This window comes from Aliivibrio fischeri (assembly GCA_038993745.2).
GTDB lineage: Bacteria > Pseudomonadota > Gammaproteobacteria > Enterobacterales > Vibrionaceae > Aliivibrio > Aliivibrio fischeri_B.
Window position 1 is genome coordinate 957,284 of the sequence record CP160630.1, and the last position, 19,364, is coordinate 976,647.

13 protein-coding genes and 1 pseudogene are annotated in these 19,364 nt (G+C 38.0%); 5 read left to right on the plus strand and 9 right to left on the minus strand.

The features are described from left to right. The first annotated feature begins 122 nt into the window (after positions 1-122). Complete coding sequence (locus AAFX60_018420) at positions 123-1,970, plus strand: SUMF1/EgtB/PvdO family nonheme iron enzyme (GenBank protein XDF79142.1); 1,848 nt, start codon at positions 123-125, stop codon at positions 1,968-1,970. Between the two features lie 129 nt (positions 1,971-2,099). On the opposite strand, the gene AAFX60_018425 is transcribed toward AAFX60_018420, so the two are convergent. From AAFX60_018425 to AAFX60_018445, 5 genes are all read right to left on the minus strand, one after another. Next, entirely contained in the window at positions 2,100-3,002 is a 903-nt protein-coding gene (locus AAFX60_018425; GenBank protein ID XDF79143.1) for a hypothetical protein, read from the minus strand. After that, positions 2,992-5,409: a pilus assembly protein PapC gene (locus AAFX60_018430; protein XDF79144.1), complete on the minus strand. Its 2,418-nt coding sequence runs from the start codon at positions 5,407-5,409 to the stop codon at positions 2,992-2,994. The genes AAFX60_018425 and AAFX60_018430 overlap by 11 nt, the downstream gene beginning before the upstream one ends. A gap of 34 nt (positions 5,410-5,443) precedes the next feature. After that, positions 5,444-6,100, minus strand: coding sequence for a fimbria/pilus periplasmic chaperone (locus AAFX60_018435; GenBank protein ID XDF79145.1), 657 nt, complete (start codon positions 6,098-6,100; stop codon positions 5,444-5,446). A gap of 51 nt (positions 6,101-6,151) precedes the next feature. Next, complete coding sequence (locus AAFX60_018440; GenBank protein ID XDF79146.1) at positions 6,152-6,658, minus strand: hypothetical protein; 507 nt, start codon at positions 6,656-6,658, stop codon at positions 6,152-6,154. Between the two features lie 144 nt (positions 6,659-6,802). Beyond that, positions 6,803-7,297, minus strand: coding sequence for a response regulator transcription factor (locus tag AAFX60_018445; protein XDF79147.1), 495 nt, complete (start codon positions 7,295-7,297; stop codon positions 6,803-6,805). A 571-nt stretch (positions 7,298-7,868) separates the two neighbouring features. Here AAFX60_018445 and AAFX60_018450 point away from each other — a divergent pair. Together AAFX60_018450 and AAFX60_018455 are read left to right on the plus strand one after the other, a co-directional pair. Continuing rightward, positions 7,869-8,657, plus strand: a complete 789-nt coding sequence (locus tag AAFX60_018450) for an ABC transporter permease (protein XDF79148.1) — start codon at positions 7,869-7,871, stop codon at positions 8,655-8,657. A gap of 35 nt (positions 8,658-8,692) precedes the next feature. Further along, positions 8,693-9,745 (plus strand): aldo/keto reductase, encoded by a 1,053-nt coding sequence (locus AAFX60_018455; GenBank protein ID XDF79149.1) that lies wholly within the window; start codon positions 8,693-8,695, stop codon positions 9,743-9,745. A gap of 247 nt (positions 9,746-9,992) precedes the next feature. Here AAFX60_018455 and AAFX60_018460 read toward each other — a convergent pair whose 3' ends face one another. Further along, the gene (locus AAFX60_018460) at positions 9,993-13,046 is read right to left on the minus strand and encodes a DUF748 domain-containing protein (protein ID XDF79150.1); all 3,054 of its coding nucleotides are present in this window, start codon (positions 13,044-13,046) and stop codon (positions 9,993-9,995) included. A 447-nt stretch (positions 13,047-13,493) separates the two neighbouring features. On the opposite strand from AAFX60_018460, the gene AAFX60_018465 reads away from it, so the two are divergent. Continuing rightward, the gene (locus tag AAFX60_018465; GenBank protein ID XDF79151.1) at positions 13,494-14,282 is read left to right on the plus strand and encodes a M15 family metallopeptidase; all 789 of its coding nucleotides are present in this window, start codon (positions 13,494-13,496) and stop codon (positions 14,280-14,282) included. A 71-nt stretch (positions 14,283-14,353) separates the two neighbouring features. Here the strand turns inward: AAFX60_018465 and speB are convergent, their stop codons facing one another. After that, positions 14,354-15,280 (minus strand): agmatinase, encoded by a 927-nt coding sequence (speB, locus tag AAFX60_018470; GenBank protein ID XDF79152.1) that lies wholly within the window; start codon positions 15,278-15,280, stop codon positions 14,354-14,356. Then, complete coding sequence (gene speA / locus AAFX60_018475) at positions 15,280-17,190, minus strand: biosynthetic arginine decarboxylase (protein XDF79153.1); 1,911 nt, start codon at positions 17,188-17,190, stop codon at positions 15,280-15,282. Before speA ends, speB begins: the two co-directional genes overlap by 1 nt. Before the next feature lie 282 nt (positions 17,191-17,472). Between speA and AAFX60_018480 the strand changes: the two are divergent. After that, positions 17,473-18,731 (plus strand): annotated as a pseudogene (locus AAFX60_018480) (hydroxymethylglutaryl-CoA reductase). A gap of 80 nt (positions 18,732-18,811) precedes the next feature. On the opposite strand, the gene AAFX60_018485 reads toward AAFX60_018480, so the two are convergent. Continuing rightward, complete coding sequence (locus AAFX60_018485) at positions 18,812-19,342, minus strand: lipocalin family protein (protein ID XDF80159.1); 531 nt, start codon at positions 19,340-19,342, stop codon at positions 18,812-18,814. Positions 19,343-19,364: the final 22 nt, after the last annotated feature.

The following is a 19,364-nucleotide window of genomic DNA, read 5'->3' on the forward strand; positions in this document are numbered from 1 at the left end:
TCTATGAATAACAGATACTCATCTGCATAGATCATTTGCTACATGAAAAGTGAAATATGTAGATCAGTATCAGAATACGTGAACGAAATTTATTTATGTCTAATATTAAAAGCAGAAGAATTATGAATCGTAAAGGACTACCCGCACTAGCTTTAATCTTGTCACCAGCGCTCTTTACGCCAGTTGCGCTTGCCAATACTGAAACACAAATAACAGCTCCAGCTGCTGATTCAGTCGCGTCTATTGATGCGAAGCTTGATCATAAACGCAGTGAAGTTAAACAACTTGAAGGAACTGTTAGAAATGACCAAAATCGACTACGTGATTTACGTAATCAAAGTGATTCTTTAGACAAAAAAGCAGAACAATTAGATGCGAAACGTAAGTTAGCTCAGCGTAACTTAGATGAGCAATACAACCGCATGATTGATGACCCTGATCTTGATATCACTCCTTTCCAAAAACAATACCAAGACTCGTGGAAAGAAGTAAAAGAAAATCAGATTGCTAAACTTGCTATTCAACAAGATATTCAAGAACAAACTCGTGTTCTAAAAAGCAATAATGCTAAAAAACAGCGTGCATTAGACGAACTGGAAATTCTTGGAGAATCACGCCAAGAAGCTCGAGTTCTTCGTTTACAAGAAGAACTCGCAGCACAAGATAGTTTAGATGTTATTCATACCATTACATGTAAAATGTCGATGACCCTTGAAGCATGTGCAAGCCAAGGTAAAACATTGAGCATGCAAAAAGCGGTAAATAACTTCCAACAACAACTCATCAATGGTTTTACTGAAACAGATATCGTAAAACAACACGTTGATAGTGTATCGTTAAATATTCACGTATTAGATAGCGCTATTATTGATAGTGGTTTCAATGGTAGTAACCGTTACACAACTAAGCTTCAAGCTTCTTTACGTGCTCGTCCTAACTCTACTGCTGCTTGTCAACTTCTTGGACTTGAAAACCGTTACTGTATTGAGCAATCAAACTCTTCTTCTTTGAACGATAAAATCAAAAAAGAGAAAAAATGGGTAGGTATTACTATTCGTTCAAATCGTCATGAAGATAACGTAACAGTAAATGGCGTTAATTACGGTAGTACACCAGTAGACGTTATGCTTCCAGCTGGTCAACATCAGATCACTGTTGAGAAGTCAGGTTTCGAACCTTACCGTCGCCAAATGTCATTAACTAAAGACATTACTGTATGGGCTGATCTTAAAGAGCAAGAAAACCGTCCAAAACCAGGTAAAAAGTTTTCTGACCGATTAAGTAACAACCAACTAGCTCCTCAAATGGTAGTTATTGGCTCTGGTAATTTCCACATCGGTAAAAATGCAACTAAGAATGTAACGATTTCTAAGGCTTATTCTATTGGTGCAACACCTGTTACCGTAAATCAATTTAATGCATTTGTTGCTAGCACAGGTTATATCACTGAAGCTGAAAAAGGCGCAGGTTGTAATGCTATCAATGGCGGCGAAACCAAACGTCACCAAAACCAAAACTGGCGTAAACCGGGTTTTGAGCAATCTAAAAACGCACCTGCAGTTTGTATTTCTAAAAATGATGCTGAAACCTACGCTCAATGGTTAACAAAACAGACTGGCTTCAAGTACGCACTTCCAACAGAAGCACAGTGGGAAATTGCAGCTCGTGCGGGTAGCAAAGATGCATACTGGTGGGGTGACGATATTGGTTCTGGTAATGCAAACACAGGTTGGGGCGGCTCAACGTGGGCTAACAAGTCAACATCTCCTGTAGGCAGCTTTGGTGCAAACCCTTATGGTGTTTACGATACGGCAGGTAACGTATGGGAATGGACAAATGCTAAATCAGGTATCGTTCGTGGTGGCGCATGGAGCTTTGCACCAACAAAAGCAAAAGCTTATGAATCACTAGAGTTGAACCCATCAACCAGTGCTAACTACACCGGTTTCCGAGTGGTTCGCGAGTTATAATCTTACTCGATCCATAAATAACAAAGCCGCTGAATAGTCATGTTCAGCGGCTTTTTTATTAACCGATAGATAGTGTTAAATTTAAATGAATGATCTCATATATCATTGTATGTATATGATTATTAATGTTTATTGTGCAAATAAACTCACAGTCATCATATCTTGGTAAATTCCAGCCATTGCATTGGGTGATGCTTGATTTTCAATGTGAATTCGTAACACCTCTCCCTTACCTTTAGAAAAAGAGCGTACTTCATATTCTATCGGTGCACTTAATTTACGCTTCTGCCCATTAACCGTTACAAAATAAGGTATCCTTTTATTAGATGAATCTAAATTCACTAAATCTCCCCTATTTTCAGAAATCAACTTTACACGCACATTCGTGTTACTTTGAACCATGAAATCAATGGTCCTGTGATTACTTTTTGTTAAGTTACCCATATCTAATCGGATCGTACTCCCTGAATAACTTAACCAACGCCCACTATAGCTATTAATTTTTGCATTAACATAAGGTTTTGCCATGTACTTAAAAGAAGCAATTCGTTCTGACTTAACGCTCATCGTATCTCTTAAATAAAACATCATTTCACTGCTATAAAGGCCGGGCAACAGTTGCTTACCTTTTGCTATATATAGCCAAAATTTCACTCGATTTTTACCTAAAATAGGCAATTGATAATTCCCTTTGCCATTTTTTATTAACGGTTGTCTATCTGAATTAAATAAAGATGAAATTACGTCATTCTGTGGGCCTTTGATGATTCGGTCACTACTTCGCCCTAATGGTTCTATTTCAATAGCCTTTGCACAATGTCGGAATGCATGACCTAATTCAATATAAGCAGGAAACCACAATCCACCACGATCCCTGAAAGATCGCTCAACAGGCGTAGTTGATATGACAGCCTTCCACTCACTTTGACATGACTCATCGGGTTCACTTGCATTGACAGGAAAGCAAATTACGATGAACAACAAATAAAAAGCACTGCACAATAACCAATTTATATTATTTTTATTTATCATTGTTACATCCCCCTTCACAGGTTACATAGATGACACCTAAATCAACTAAACTCGTTTCTTTCTTGATAACCTGAATAAGTACATCAGGCATATCCATACCATCTGGCGTCAGTGTGTATTTTCCTGGCGTTAGTCCTTGAACAAAAAAACGACCTTGTTTATTAGTAAAAAATCGAACGCTTTTATGGTCATTTTTTATTGTTCCTTGATAATAATCCAAGGGGCTTTCATCATTAAATAACAAGACACCTTTCACTGTATAAGACGCATCTGATCCAATTTGCATAAAATGTCCAGTGGCGATTCCTGGCGTAAATGATATTTGTCCTTCTCCCCAGTCATACCCTATCGGGGCATCAATAACGTTATAATCAACATGATTAGTTGCATAAGGTTGAGATAAAGAAAACATACCGTTAATTAATGAGGTTGCTTGTGCAGTTGCTACGCCATCTTGTGTAACGTCTAAATCAGCCCTGCTATTTGGTAATGTTGGATGTAAAGAAGCAATTACAAATGGTCCAGAAGGAACCCGACCCCACCCTATTTGATTATCAACAATACCTATTGCTGTAGAAGCCCTAATCGATGCTTGATAGCTTTCATATCCCGTAGCTTGCATTTCATGTCTTGATATTTCACTTTCAACTCGAAAACGATTTGCCGTATAACTCGCAACTGCTTTTTGATTTACTTGATAATCATCCTTTTCCGCTTCAATTCGATAACCAGCATCTCCAACTCGTTCAAGTCCTTCATTATTTAAATATATTCTTGAACGCTGACTTTCACTGTTATAAGAAACGCCCATTCGGTGGTCGTCATCTTTAGAATACCAACTCCAATCTAGCGTAAACAATATTCTAGAATCAGGTTCTGTGTAACGTTCAGACTCTTCATATTCCATCCCAACTCCAACAGCTAAGTTACGTTTTCTCCAATTCAGGAGTGTCGTAGCTGTTATTTCTTTATCTGCTATTGGATAGGTTGTGAGTCTTCCTGATAACGTTAAATCAAACTCAGAAGTGATCTGCCAAAAGTAATTACCTAAATATCGCAAATATTCATTTTCATATTCGCTTTCTAGCCACGGCTGACTAACAAATTGTTTAGAATGTTCAATAGCAAGCCGTAAATTTGGTGATTGGCTATCACCTCTTCCAATGACACTATGCTCGTAATCCAGTGAAGTTATTTTTCCTTTATCATGCTGCTCTCCATCACTTACAGAAAAGCGCCCTGTTAAATTACCAAAATCAGAGCTAAGCGTAGCTATGCCACCAATAACTTGCCCGTCGGTTGTGTGTAATCCATTAACTCCCAAAGTTAGCCAATTTAGGACTCCATACTCAATAAATCCGGTACTTACAACCACATCACTATAATCAATACCGTCGTCGTTATAATTTAATGGTTTACCACTTGAAAAAGCATAATCAAACAACCCTTCTTCTAATAACTTGCTATTATAAAATTGTGTGAATTTAAGCGTTTCTTGTCTTCCTGATACATAACTCACCTCAACCGTAATATCATTCGCTCCATTTCCTAGCATTAGGTTTTGCAAGTTATATCGCCCTGGCTCTAGCCTTCCGCCAGATATGCGTTCACCATTGACATAAACATCGACCTCTGCTGATTCGAGTAATACTAATTGTTGGCTACTTTCAGGACTAATATCTCTATTGGGCTGTAAATCGGCATAACGACTTTCAATTGAAATCCCCCCCAATGCGATATTAGTAATATGCCCAGACTCACCACTACTAATATCTCCAACAGATATTCGTAAAGGCATATTAGGCTCATCATAAAAAGCTTTCCATTCACCTCGCTGAAATCGAGTTTCTTCTTGGTCGCTATAAATATAATTAGCCAAAAGAGCATTCACCCCTTTTGCTCCACCAATATTCAATTGAGATAGCCAATCAACAGATGTTGACCATGATTCAGTACTTTTATCCCAATTCATGTCATAACGAGTATTTATGCTATTAAGCCACGCAAAATTTCCACTTTCTGTTGGAATAAATAAAGGGTATCCGTTGGAAAGATTTATGTCTTGCTCTGCTAATAATTCAGACGACACAGTGACCAAGATAACTAAATTTTCAGGATCTAGCTCAATACCTAGACCATTTTCAGCTAATAATTTCGGTTCAATATAAGCATTTAAGGAAGTGTTTTTCTTTTCTATATTATGCCACCACTCAGGGCTTATCCTCGCTCCAAGTATGGCTTTCAAGTCTTTCTTTCCAATACCTGTTAATGTCATACCATCAACCTCAACAGGTACTTCTCCTATTTCTTTATCACTATAAATAATCGGTAGCGTTAAATTAAATGCCGCAAAAGCAGGTACTGTTATCCATAAGGAAACACAACATAGGACAATCCATCGCCACATTATTTATCTTCTTATCATTTCATATTGACTTAAATTATTGAGTCAAATCACTCACTAGCAAACTAGCACTTTGCCCTGGAACTAAATACTGAAGAGAAATAAAAGGTTCAATATCAGACCATTCCCATGTGTATTTCTTATCGTCTAAACTGACATTCCAGGTCTGTTTACTTACATCTACGACACTGCTTCCTACATTATCAATCATCAGAACTGATTGATTATTTTCATTTGTCGATAATTGACTTTTTATTGTTTCATTAACTTTATTTGGTGACACGAAAACAAGCCCACCAATTCGGAACAACATTTGAATACTATCGCTACCCATTTCATCTTTTAATGGCAACTGACTTACAATAAGGCGATAAGATTCTGCAATTTCTTTTGGTGAACCAATATATTGTACTTTTATTGTCTGTGAAGCGCCGGGAGCAATAAGTGCTTGTGGAGGGAAAACAAAGATATCTGCACTCTCAATCAAAACTTCCGATTCTTCTCCTGTTACTTGTCTTTTTCTTACTTCAATTTCGACAGGAAGAGGTTGTAGTGAGGCATTTGTAATTTTAAAGAAACCTGAACTGTCTTTACCATGGTCACTAAAAAAATTAACCATCGGAAAAAGCTCAAATGCACTAAGATGAAATGGAAAAATAAGAGTTAATAAAAATACATATATTTGTTTTTTCATATAAACCTCAATGGGGGGATATTATACCCCCCAAAACTACTCTGGTTATCATTACATATGGAATAAGCTTACATACATAGAACCTGCATATTCACCATGACGCGCACCAACTTGTGGTAACGATTTAAGTTTTAAAACATGTTTAGCAGACATTGATTTATCAAGACTATTGCTAATATCAATTTCTTTATAAATACGAGTCACGTTTGTTGAGCCATCGTTTACAACTTTTTCCCCTTTAAACTTATACTGCATAGGGATCACATCCCCATTACCATTTTTAAATTGGAAACCGTCAATAAGTAGGTTTGCTTTACTACCATACGAGTTACACCACGCTTTAAATGCGAACTTCTTCGTATCCGATTCTTTCGCTAAATCAAACGTTATAGTTTCTAAATTTTTGTTTGCAACCATTTCACAGCGCTTAGGAACTTCACCTTTAAATTTCACATGAAAATCTGCACGCCCTTCATCACTACCAACAACCCAATCAGATGCAGCTGCGCCTGTAGAACATAATAAAGCTAAAACAGCTCCACCAATTAAACCTTTCATTAGTCTTCTCCTTTCCTTAGTTGACTATTTTTATATACATCAACTTGACTGTACCGCTATAAATATAGAGATAAAGGAGAAATAGGATATAGGCCATATGTCTAGAGTTATCACTTAAAAGGGGGATTATTGGCCTAACTCATCCTATACTGTTGGTGTTAGTACTTTCTTTTCATTATCAACGAGTAAAGAGAAAAGTTGCCTACGCCCATTTTTTCCAGTTTTTAATAAAATGCTCGAAACATGACATTTAATCGTACTTGGACTGACATTCATTTGCGTCGCAATTTCCTTATTACTACTCCCTTGTAATAAATATAGAAAAACCTGCTGCTCCCTAACCGTAAGCGCATACTTTACCGCTAATATATTAATCGAATGATTTGACTGATGACCAATATGAGTAGCTTGTTTAAGCGACAATGACATTGCCTCTCGACTAAACCATAACTGCCCAGAAATAACTGTCCTTATCGCTTTAGGCAGCATTTCTATCGTATATGCTTTATCAATTAGGCCAGAGAAGCCCAACGCAATAAAACCAGCACTACTCTCTGTATCACACTGCTTTGCATTTACAATGACCCACTCTCCACCACGTTCGCCTGGAGAGACTAAATTTAATGATGGGTTACCCAAACTTTCTTTATCATAAATAACGATCGTTTTCGGCCTTATATTCCACAAATTAGATAGCGATGTTAAGTGCTGGAAATTATAGCTAACAAAGATCGTAGATAACCCCCGATAAGGATATCAGCCCATTCACTATTTGTTGATACAATATATATTTCGCTGTATTTATTCATTTCAACTCATACTGTCTATAGGTTAAAAGTATTAAGATCCCTCACTGCAATAGTTTATATATTCAGTGCAAATAACATATAACAGAGTAATAAATCACTCTAATGCAGTTATCACAGTTATTAATAAAACAGTATTTAAATCTATTTTTTGAGATGCTCTTCGAATATGTATTAATTTGTCGTACCTGCTTAAGACATACGGCTAAAGCAAACAAGGTGGGGTTTATATCTGCTTCTATTCTGTGTGGTCAAACCTGATGTTTAACTTCTGGGGTTACATCTCTTGTTCGTGTAAATCGCTATTTTAATAGTTACATTCCCAATATTATGCATATTTAATAGTTTAGAAATAATGTAAATCCTGAGATACTTTATCCATGATTCATTAGCCAATAAAAAATATGCAAGAATCCTTAGATATCAGTTGGTCGTTAATGGGGCTGTTTAGTCTTACATTAATCATTCCGTTTTCAATTAATCGCATTTACCAATTAGATCTCGCTAAAGACATGATTATCAGTGTGGTTAGAATGATCACACAACTGGCTTTTATTGGTCTGTATCTTGAATTTGTCTTTCAATTAAATGATCCATTGTTAAATGCACTATGGATTGTATTAATGATAGCTATCGGCTCTAGCTCTATCATTTCTAAAGCCAAGCTACCAAAAAGACGCCTGCTGTTTCCCGTAGCTACTGGTTTATTTATTGGACTTTCACCATTGGTCATTTTACTTAGTTCGGTAATCATTCAACCAACCCCACTTTATAGCGCCCAATATGTAATTCCTTTGGCTGGAATGTTATTAGGCAACAGTTTGAGTGGAAATATCGTTGCTTTGCAAAACTTATTCACTGCATTTAAAGAACGAGAGAGTGAGTATCATGCCGCCATCGCTCTTGGCGCATCTCCACACTATGCAACCCTTCCTTTTGTTCGTGCGGCAATGCAAAAAGCCTTTGCTCCTATTATGGCATCAATGGCTACAACAGGCTTAGTTACCCTTCCTGGCATGATGACAGGTCAAATCTTAGGAGGGGTTAACCCAATGATTGCTATAAAATATCAACTGCTTATTTTAATCGCTATTTTTGTTATGCTGACCATATCCGTCACTATCACATTACAACTAACCCTCAAGAACAATATTTCAAAAGAAGGGAAAGTATTAGTGCATTTTCTAAATTAACGATCCAATAAAAAGAAATAAAGGAGCCTTCTTACATGGAATACTCAACACTTGGTAGCAGTAATCTCTCAGTTTCTCGTATCTGTTTAGGTAGCATGACTTGGGGAAAGCAAAATACTCAAGAAGACGCCAATCAACAAATTGATTATGCGCTAAGCCAAGGCATCAACTTTATTGATACCGCTGAAATGTATGCGGTACCGCCATCACCTGATACCTACGGTAAAACAGAAACCATCATTGGTAATTGGCTAGCGGCAAATCCTGAACGACGTAAAGATATCATTTTAGCCTCTAAAATTGCAGGCCCGGGACTGCCTTGGGTTCGTGATGGTGGAGCAATCACAGGTGAAGCCGTTATTGCTGCAGTTGATGCCTCACTTGCACGATTACAAACGGATTATATTGACCTCTACCAACTGCATTGGCCAAACCGTACCTCCCCACATTTTGGTAAGCACTTTCCTAATCAATTCAAATTTAGTGATTTTGATGCGAAGAAAGAAGAAGCCGATATGCTAGAGATCTTACAAGCACTAGATACTTGTGTTAAAGCAGGAAAAATCCATCATATAGGGCTATCAGACGATACTCCGTGGGGCATCAACACCTATCTAAAATTGAGTGAAAAATACGATTTACCAAGAATGGTTTCAATTCAAAACGAATTCAGCTTATTGCACGCAAAAGACTGGCCTTATCTCATTGAAAACTGTATTCATGAAAATGTGGCTTACCTACCTTGGTCACCACTGGCTGGCGGCATGTTAAGTGGTAAATATTTAGATGGTAAAATGCCAGAAGGCAGCCGTTGGACCTTCTCACAACGTAACGGTATTTTCCGAGATACGCCTGCGGCAAATGAAGCGGTACGTGCCTATATGAATGTTGCTGAGAAACACGGTTATACACCTTGCCAATTAGCATTAGCTTGGTGTGATCAAGTAGACGGTGTCACGTCTACTATTATTGGTGCAACGTCGCTAGAGCAATTAAAAGAAGATATCGAAGCGTTCTCAAAACCATTAAGTGACGAAGCTATTTCAGATATTAATACGGTATTTAGACAATACCCAATGCCGTTTTAATTAATAAATTAGATGATCACTACATAGAAAAATGGCGCATCCTATCTTGATGCGCCATTTTATTTTTTAGTCCTAGGTAAAAATTTATACCAATCCGGATAAGTAGTTGATCAGATAATTGCGTAGGAAAAATCGATTAAAGCAAGGCATAAATTGCAGTAACTAGTGGCTCTAATTACAAAATTTATAACGCAGCTATAATCGATTTTAACAAGCAAGAATGATCAAATATTTATGTGGATTAGTATCACTTAGCTTCTAACGATAATAATACGCTACTGGTGTCTTGTTCTATGTCAAAACGGCTATCCAGTAAGAACACACGAGCGGCATCAACTTTTACCACATCCACCAAATACGCTTTTACTGCTTGAGCTCGCTGTTGAGCTAATTGCCCAAGTTCGCCTTCATTTATTTTTTGCTTATTTAAAACCAAATTATATAAAGCAATATGCCAACGTTTATTTAACTCTTCATCCGTTAACTCTATATCTTTTGCTTCTTCTTCGTCTTCAATTCGATCTTTTACTTCAGTGGCTTTTTCACCGTACTCCGCTTTATATATACTTTGCAAAGCGTCTGATAATGGACCCGAAGTTGGCATTGAACTCGCTGTTAAGTTTTGAGGTAATTCGTTTTCTGGAATTTTAGCCGCTTTCACTAACAATTGATTAAAATGTTCTAACTCAAGCGCCTTACTGTCTTCTTGGGCATTCACAGCGCCATCAACAGTTAATTTTAGTTTAGGACGAGTTTCTAATGCTTTACCTAACGTCTGTAGTTTCTCTTGCTCTTCTATTGTTAAGTCATCAGTACCAAATTGAAAGGCAATCACATTTAATTCTTCATCAGAGCCAGCAAGACCTGCGATAAATGAAAATGGTGCAGTAACCGCTTTAGTAATGATATTTGAAATCGTACTCCAAATAACAGCACCTAAACTAAACTCTGGATCATTCACATCACCAGATACTTCAACCCCAAGATCAATCACTCCATCATTATCTTGCAATAAAGCAATCGCCAACTCTAATGGTAATGAGGTTGCTAAATCACTGTCACTGGCTTTACCTAATTGCAGCTGATCAATAATCACATGGTTCTCACCTTTTAGCTGATTATTTTCTAACTGATAATTAAGCGCTAAGGTTAATTGCCCTTTATCGATATAGTGACCTGCATATGTGCCTGAATACGGATTTACCGTCGTCAACTCTACGCTCTTAAATACCACACCCAAATCTAAATACGGCTGCTTCAGTAATGGGTTAATTTCCCCCTTCACTTTTACTGGTGCGTATTTTTCAATGTTACCGCTAATATCAACCGTCGCCTTTGTTCCTGGAATACTCGATACATGGCCAATGTTGCCTTTTAATTGTTCGATACCAGAAGAGAAATTCGGCGTCAGTGAGTTATCAGCAAAGAAAGCCGAACCATTATTAAACGCTATCTTTCTAACGCTTAATGCAAACGGCTTCTGACCCTTTTTCTTCGTTGTCGATTTTGATTTTTTAGCTTTAGGTTGGGCAACAATCAAATCACCGATATTGGTGGAACGATCTTTGTTAATCACCACTCGAGCATAAGGCTGACTAACACTTAGTGTATCAATAGCTAGCTTAGACTTTTGTAAATCAAAATCAAATTTGTTCACCGCTAATGAGCGCCATTTTACAAACGGCTTTCTCAGCTTATTATCACGAATAGAAAGATGATTAACTTGCACCCCACCATTCACGATAACCTTGCCTTCTGCATTAGCATTTAACTTAGCTTGTGTATTCACTTCACCTTTAGTGAGCGTAGCATTTACTGCTGTTGCTAAATAAGGCTGAAACTGAGCAAGTTTTAATGATTTAACATCAATATCAGCCATTACGGCTTGTTGTTTAGCATCAGCCTGGCCTTTAACGCTTATATCCCCTTTGCTATTAACTGAAGCAAAGAAATCAAAATCAATAGGCTTAGATAAATCACTGACAATTTGACTCGTCGTTAAATTAATAGGAGAAATCTGCCACAGGTTAGCTTTTTTAGTAATAACCTTTTCTTCTACATTTAGCTGGTAATCTTTAATTTCTATACCATCAAGCGTTACCAACCATGACGGGGAAACTTCTGTAGATTTTGGTTCTGTTTCTACTGAATCATCTTTATGTTCTTTTGGTGCTTCAGCAATAAACTTAGGCGTGAATAAATTAACAAGGTCTGCGCCCTTATCATCCACTTTTGCTGAAACCTGTAAGCCTTGTGAAGTAACAGATGCAATCGTAACAGTTTGCTTTTCTACATTCGTTGCAATGCCCTTTACGGAGAAACTAGGCAGTGAAACAATGGATTTATCTTCTGCATTAAAATTTAAGTGATTAACAGAGAAGACGCCTTCATCAGTAGTGATGCTCATCGTATCGTCACTTTCAGTATCACCGATGGTTTGAGCCACATGATAGTTCGATGAAAAATTCACATTCCCTGAGGTTAATTTGGCAATAATGTCTTTTTCAATAAAGCCCCATAAGCGTGGTAATTCAATCTTCTGAACATGAATATCACCGACCACTTCTAACGGTTTTAATTGCACTTGACCTTTGAGCTCTACCTTGCCCGAATCTGCATCTGTAATTTGTAGACGATACTCATTCTTATACTCAGCATTAGTTAATAAGCTTTGTGTAGAAAATGAACCCAACGTGAAGTTGATATCTGGATAGACTAACTCTGTTTCAGTGACACCATCAAAAAATCTGACATGACCTTGAGCTAGTCTTGTTTGTTTAATCAAAACAGGAAATAACGCTTTATGACGATCAATTGGCTCTTCTATTGATGGTTCTACTTTTTCTTCTGAAGCCAAATTACGTGCAACAGCACTTAAAATATCATTGAAATTAAATACCGATTGTTCGGTATCATTTAAACGTTCAATATCAACATAAGGTTTATCTAATGCAATATATTCAACTGAAATTGCTGCATTAAAAATCGACTCCCAAAAGTTAACTTTTACGCCAGCATTCTCAAAGCGCACAAAGGAAGTTGAAGATTCAGCGTCCTGAATGGAAAACTGATGAAGATCTAATTGAAGAGTAAAAGGATTAAACGTCACGTCAGCTAACGTTACAGGACGTTCTATAAGTTTAGAAAGCTGTTCAGGGATCTGCTGCTTAGCAATATATGGTACCAGTAAGCCAAACAATGCAGCATATAAAAGATAAGCACTTAATGCATACGTACTCCAGCGAATACGGCGAGGAAAAGAACGAAACTTTTCAACTACAGCTTTAAATTTGTTCGACATTTTTACCTACTACTCCTACGTCTATAGCAGTCTCATGACGTATTAAGCACTCTTAATATAATCATTAACGATTCAAAATCAGTAATTATTACTTTTATCTATAGACAGAACAAAAAACATCAAAATTCTATCTATACAATATGCTTATGTCTAGCAATCTCCTTTGATTGGCTCGCAAAATCATAAGATATTTAATTTGGAATGAAAATCACACTCAAATACGTTTATTAATCTGAACTCTAGAACAACTAGAACAACTAGAATAAGAGAAAATTTCGTGGCATAGTCACTTTAAATACAGCAAGTTACCTTCTTAATAAGGACTGTTTACATGAAAAAAACCGCCTTCTTACTGCTTTAGTATTATTTTTTTGCTCTGCCCCAAGTTTTGCCAATATATCTAATTTAACGACAGCGCAATGCCAAGCAATGATTGGTAAAGGCGTAATGTCAACTAAAGCACCCGTTCAATGTGACCGCTTACGTAACGTCACCTTTAAGCATTACACGTTTAATGGGAAAACAGCGACAGGTAAACTTGTTGTCTTAGATGCAGTGACGCCTCATGTTGAACGTATTTTTGATGAGTTGTATCAGCAAAGCTTTCCAATTGCCCAAGCAAAACCCATTGAGAATTACGCTGGTAATGATAATAAATCCATGGATGCAAACAACACTTCAGCATTTAACTATCGACCTATTGTCGGTAAATCTTCTCTCTCTTTACATGCTTATGGCACAGCTATTGATATCAACCCATTACAGAATCCGTTTGTTGAATTTACTTCATGGGGAACCGCGACTTTTAAACCATTAAAAGGTCATGAATATTCAAACCGAATGCTGCAACGTTTAGGTAAGGAAGATAGAAAGGGATTTGCAGAGGAAGTGATTAATATTTTTGCTCAAAATGGATTCATTTATTGGGGCGGATATTGGGATACACCCATTGATTTTCAGCACTTTCAAACCAGTCGTGATATGGCGTATTTAATGACTGCAATGCCAACCAAAGAGGCGTCCCTATTCTTTAATCATTATGTTGATTGGATTCAGTCATGCCAACAAAATTACGGTTCTAAGCAGATGAATAAATTCAAAGATTACACTTCATATTTGCAAACAGAATTAAAAACAACGACGTCTTTAAACCGTTTGTATAAAACCACCCCTAACGCTGTGATGCAAGCTATAAACAAAAAAGCGCAAGTGTCACAATCTCGTTGCTTTAAATAACCTGAATCCTGAAAAGCATAAACCCGTTGAACTCTCATTCAACGGGTTTATTTTTACTCAGCTTATCACGCTTATTTGTTTAAACGATTCGCAGTCCAAACATACAGAAGCTCTAAAGCAATCGTTGCACCAGCCAATGCCGTGATATCACTTTGATCATACGCAGGTGATACTTCTACCACATCCATACCAACCATGTTGATACCTTGCAAACCACGGATGATTTTTAAGATCTTATCTGAATTCAAGCCACCACAAACTGGTGTGCCTGTACCCGGTGCGAATGCAGGATCAAGACAATCAATATCAAACGTTAGGTATACTGGTTTGTCACCAACAATGCCTTTTACTTGCTCGATAATAGCATCAACACTCATGTCATTGGCTTGCATTGCGTTAATCACATTAAAGCCGTGATCTTTTTGGTCATACTCAGTACGAATACCGATTTGAACAGAATGCTCAGGTGAAATAAGCCCTTCGTTTGGTGCATGGTAGAACATAGTACCGTGATCGTAACGACTACCATGACTGTAAGTGTCAGTATGTGCATCAAAATGAATTAATGCCATTTCACCGTATTTTTTACCGTAAGCACGTAGCAAAGGCAGAGTAATAAAGTGATCACCACCTAAACCTAATAGCGTTTTACCACTATTTAGGATCGCATCAGCAGCAGCTTCAAGGCGTATCGTTAAATCTTCTGCATCGCCGGTATCAAAAACAAGGTCACCTGAATCAATCACTTTTGTATGATCAAATACATTGAAATCCCATGGGAATTTTTTACCTTCCCACGCTAGATTTACTGATGCACGACGGATCGCATCAGGACCTAAACGCGCACCAGGGCGACCTGAGGTTGCCATATCTAATGGTGCACCTAACACTACGATATCTGCATCGTTATCAATTGGGTTTTGTACCAATGGGCGACGCATAAATGTCATTGCATTTGAGTACAATGAATAATCTTTTTTGGTGAATAAATCGTTCATTAAAAATCTTCCAAATAGGTGTAACCCATTAAGCCTTGCTCTAACTCTTCAAGCACGCTTTGTTGTTCTTCTTCTGCAACTTTCGCTGTTACCATGTCTTTGTAATTTTGACGGATCAAATCCACATCGATATGTACATAACGCATCATATCTTCAACGGTATCGCCTTCATTGATGTAATCAATATTTGCTTCGCCGTTTTCATCAACATTAACAACAACACTGTGAGTATCACCAAATAGGTTATGCATATCACCTAAGATCTCTTGGTATGCGCCCACTAAGAAGAAGCCCATTAAATAAGGCTCATCAGGGTTCCAAGCTGGTACTGGTAACGTTGTTTCAATACCTTGACCATCAACATATTGATCAATCGTACCGTCTGAGTCACACGTAATATCCAATACAACAGCACGATGCTCATCCGCATTATCAAGACCGCTTAGTGGTAACACAGGGAACACCTGATCAATACCCCACGCGTCTGGTAATGATTGGAACAAAGAGAAATTCACAAAAAATTTATCCGCTAAACGCTCACTTAACTCATCCAAGATTGGACGGTGGTAGCGGTTCTTAGTACTCATTTTTACGCTTAACTCATAGTTAATACGTAATGATACTTGCTCTGCCCATGCTCGATGCTGAAGGTTAATCATACCTGTCGCAAACTGATTATGAGCCTCTGCTACGTCACATTGAGTATCGTTATAAATTTCAATTAACGCACGATCATCGCTGCCGTTTTCTAACTGTTCTAAGTTACGCCACATGTTGTGTAATAACAATGGGTCATCAGCACGAGGCGCTTCAATGGCTTCAGGCGTATAGCTTTCTGTACCAATAACATTGGTAATTAACACCGCGTGATGCGCTGTTAACGAACGACCAGATTCAGAGATGATCACTGGCATTGGTTGTGAATAAAGCTGACAAATATCACCAATCGTCATTACGATATTACGCGCATATTCAGCCAAACCGTAGTTCATCGAGTTTGATGATTGACTGCGAGTTCCATCGTAATCTACCGCTAAACCACCACCCACATCGAGGTATTTTAGTTTTGCGCCAATATCACGTAATTCACAGTAAAAACGAGCCGCTTCACTCACCCCATTACGAACATCACGAATGTTTGCCATTTGTGAGCCTAAATGGAAATGCACAAGCTCTAAAATATCTAATTGGTCTTCTGCTTTTAGACGATTAATAACCGTTAATACTTGAGAAGCAGACAAACCAAATTTCGATTTTTCACCACCACTTGCTTGCCATTTTCCTGCACCTTGAGAAGCAAGACGAATGCGCAAGCCAAGACGCGGTTTAACACCTAATGCTTTTGCTTCAGATAGAACTAAATCTAATTCTGATAATTTTTCTAGAACGATAAAAACACTGTGACCAAGTTTCTCACCAATCAGTGCTAAGCGAACATACTCACGGTCTTTATAACCATTACATACGATAACTGAACTCGCTTTTTGAGCTAGCGCTAATACGGCCAATAGTTCAGGTTTACTGCCTGCTTCTAAACCTAATTGCTTCTGCTCTAATTGCGCCTGACTTGCAAGAATTTCATCAACCACTTCTTTTTGCTGGTTTACTTTAATTGGGTAAACAAGAAGATAGTGGTTTTCATATTGGTATTCATCAATCGCTTGGTTAAATGCATTACAAATATTATGCACACGCTGATGAACGATTTGGGGAAAACGAACCAAAGCAGGCAATCCAATATTTCGCTGCTCTAATTGATTCACAATATGACTTAGTGGAACTTGGTGACTCGCGTCAGTGCGTGGTGAAACATAAACCTCACCATTGTCATCAATACCATAAAAACCTTGGCTCCAGTGCTTTACATTATACTCAGCACGGATACGTTCCAAATTAACCGAATGTTCCAAATCTAGACCTCACACAATAGGGCCATCAAAAGAAAATACTTCGTTGGAATATCGAAGCATAACCTAACAATCCTTGTAATCTAACAAGTTGTCGACGGCATTAACTAACATTCTTTAAACGTAGTCCAATAATGAATATTTATCGTAAGAATCGAAAAAATTTGTCGTTATTTTGGTTCAAAATTGAGAGATAAAACTGTAACGCTTTTTGTCATTATCCTTGTTTATCTGATACGAAACAGTAGAATCTCATTCAACATTTGCTGTAATTAATATGTTCTTATGCCAAAACTGAATCTGCATCGCCGTGACTATGTATCAATCTTAGGAGGCGATATCTCTGCAGATAAATTAGAGCAATCGCTCAACCCTCATTTTGAAAAACCACTAAACAAAATCACTCCAAGCCCTTACCTAACTGAAAAAAATCTTACTCGTCGTTGGGATAAACTTGCAAAACCTGAACTTCAATCAGAACTTCTCGATCCACACACACAAAATCAAATGCATGTGTACGAGAAAAACATCGAGCATTTTATTGGTACTGTTAAACTGCCAGTTGGTCTTGCAGGCCCATTACGTGTGAATGGCTTATTTGCCAATGATGATTACTTGGTGCCACTAGCCACCACAGAAGCCGCCTTAGTCGCCTCTTATAACCGTGGAGCACAGCTATTGACGGCAAGTGGCGGCGCAAGTGCCATGCTGTTAAACGAAGGGGTAACACGAACGCCTGCGTTTGCTTTTTTTGGTCTAGCCGAAGCGGGACAATTTGTGGCATGGGCGGTGACTCAATACGACACATTCAAACAACTGGCTGAATCCACCACTTCTCATGGGAAACTCAGCGACATTAATATCAGTATTGAAGGCAATCATGTTTATTTGGTATTCGAGTTTTTAACTGGTGATGCTTCAGGACAAAACATGGTAACCATTGCGACCAATGCTGTGTTTAGCTACATCATGGAAAACTCCCCTATCACACCTGAAAATGCCTATTTAGATGGTAATTTATCAGGAGACAAAAAAGCCAGTAGTCAAACTCTCCGTAGTGTTCGAGGTAAAAAAGTCACTGCAGAAGCACACATCCCTGCGGAGTTAGTGAAAAAGTACCTACACACTACCCCTGAAAAATGATGCAGTTTACCCAAATGAGTACCGTTGGTGCCACACTCAGTGGAACCATTGGTATTAATGCACATTATGCTAACGCCCTTGCCGCTCTTTATATCGCTTGCGGGCAAGATGCGGCATGTGTGGCTGAATCAGCCATTGGGATGACTCGCATTGAAGTGGATAGAAATGGTGACTTATACGCAAGTGTCACTCTACCTAACCTTATGCTTGGTACAGTTGGCGGTGGTACCGGATTACCAAGCCAAAAAGCGTGCTTAGAATTAATGGGATTGCATGGTGCAGGTAAATCTCAAGCACTGGCTGAAGTATGTGCTGCTTTATGTTTAGCTGGAGAGTTATCCATCGTAGGGGCATTCTGTGCGGGGCACTTCTCTCGAGCGCATCATAAATTAGCTCGTTAATTAAAATGCCGTCAGATTTCCATATAAAAAATGGCACTTAATATGAGTGCCATTTCTTTTATTTGCTATATCTCGCTTTATTATTTTTGCTCAACAAAAATAAGTTCATTTGTTTTAAAACCAAGTGATTGAGCGGTTGATACAAAACGTTCAATCACTTCTTGGTCCACTTTTTTAGTTCGTGAAAGTAGCCATAAATAGTCGAGGTCAGGACCTGAAACAAAAGCATATTGATAATTTTCTTTATCTAACTCAAAAACAACATAAGAACCATAGAAAGGACCAAAGAAAGAAACTTTTAAATACCCCTCATCACTTCCATCAACAAATTTTGCTTTACCTAGAGCCTCACTCCATTGTTGATCTTGATCTGAAAAACCACGATTAATAACCTTTACACTGCCATCCTCATTGATTGAGTATTCTGCACTTACTTGACTCAAACCATCTTCGAAAGAATGATCCAAACGAGCTATCTCATACCAAGTACCAAGATAACGATTCAACTCAAAGCCTGTAACGGGTTCTACGCCTTTTGGCATTCCCAAACATCCATTGAGCATCATCAAAATAACAGCCCCAAAACCCACTTTACTTATACTTTTAAACATCATTCTCTCCATTACTCTTATC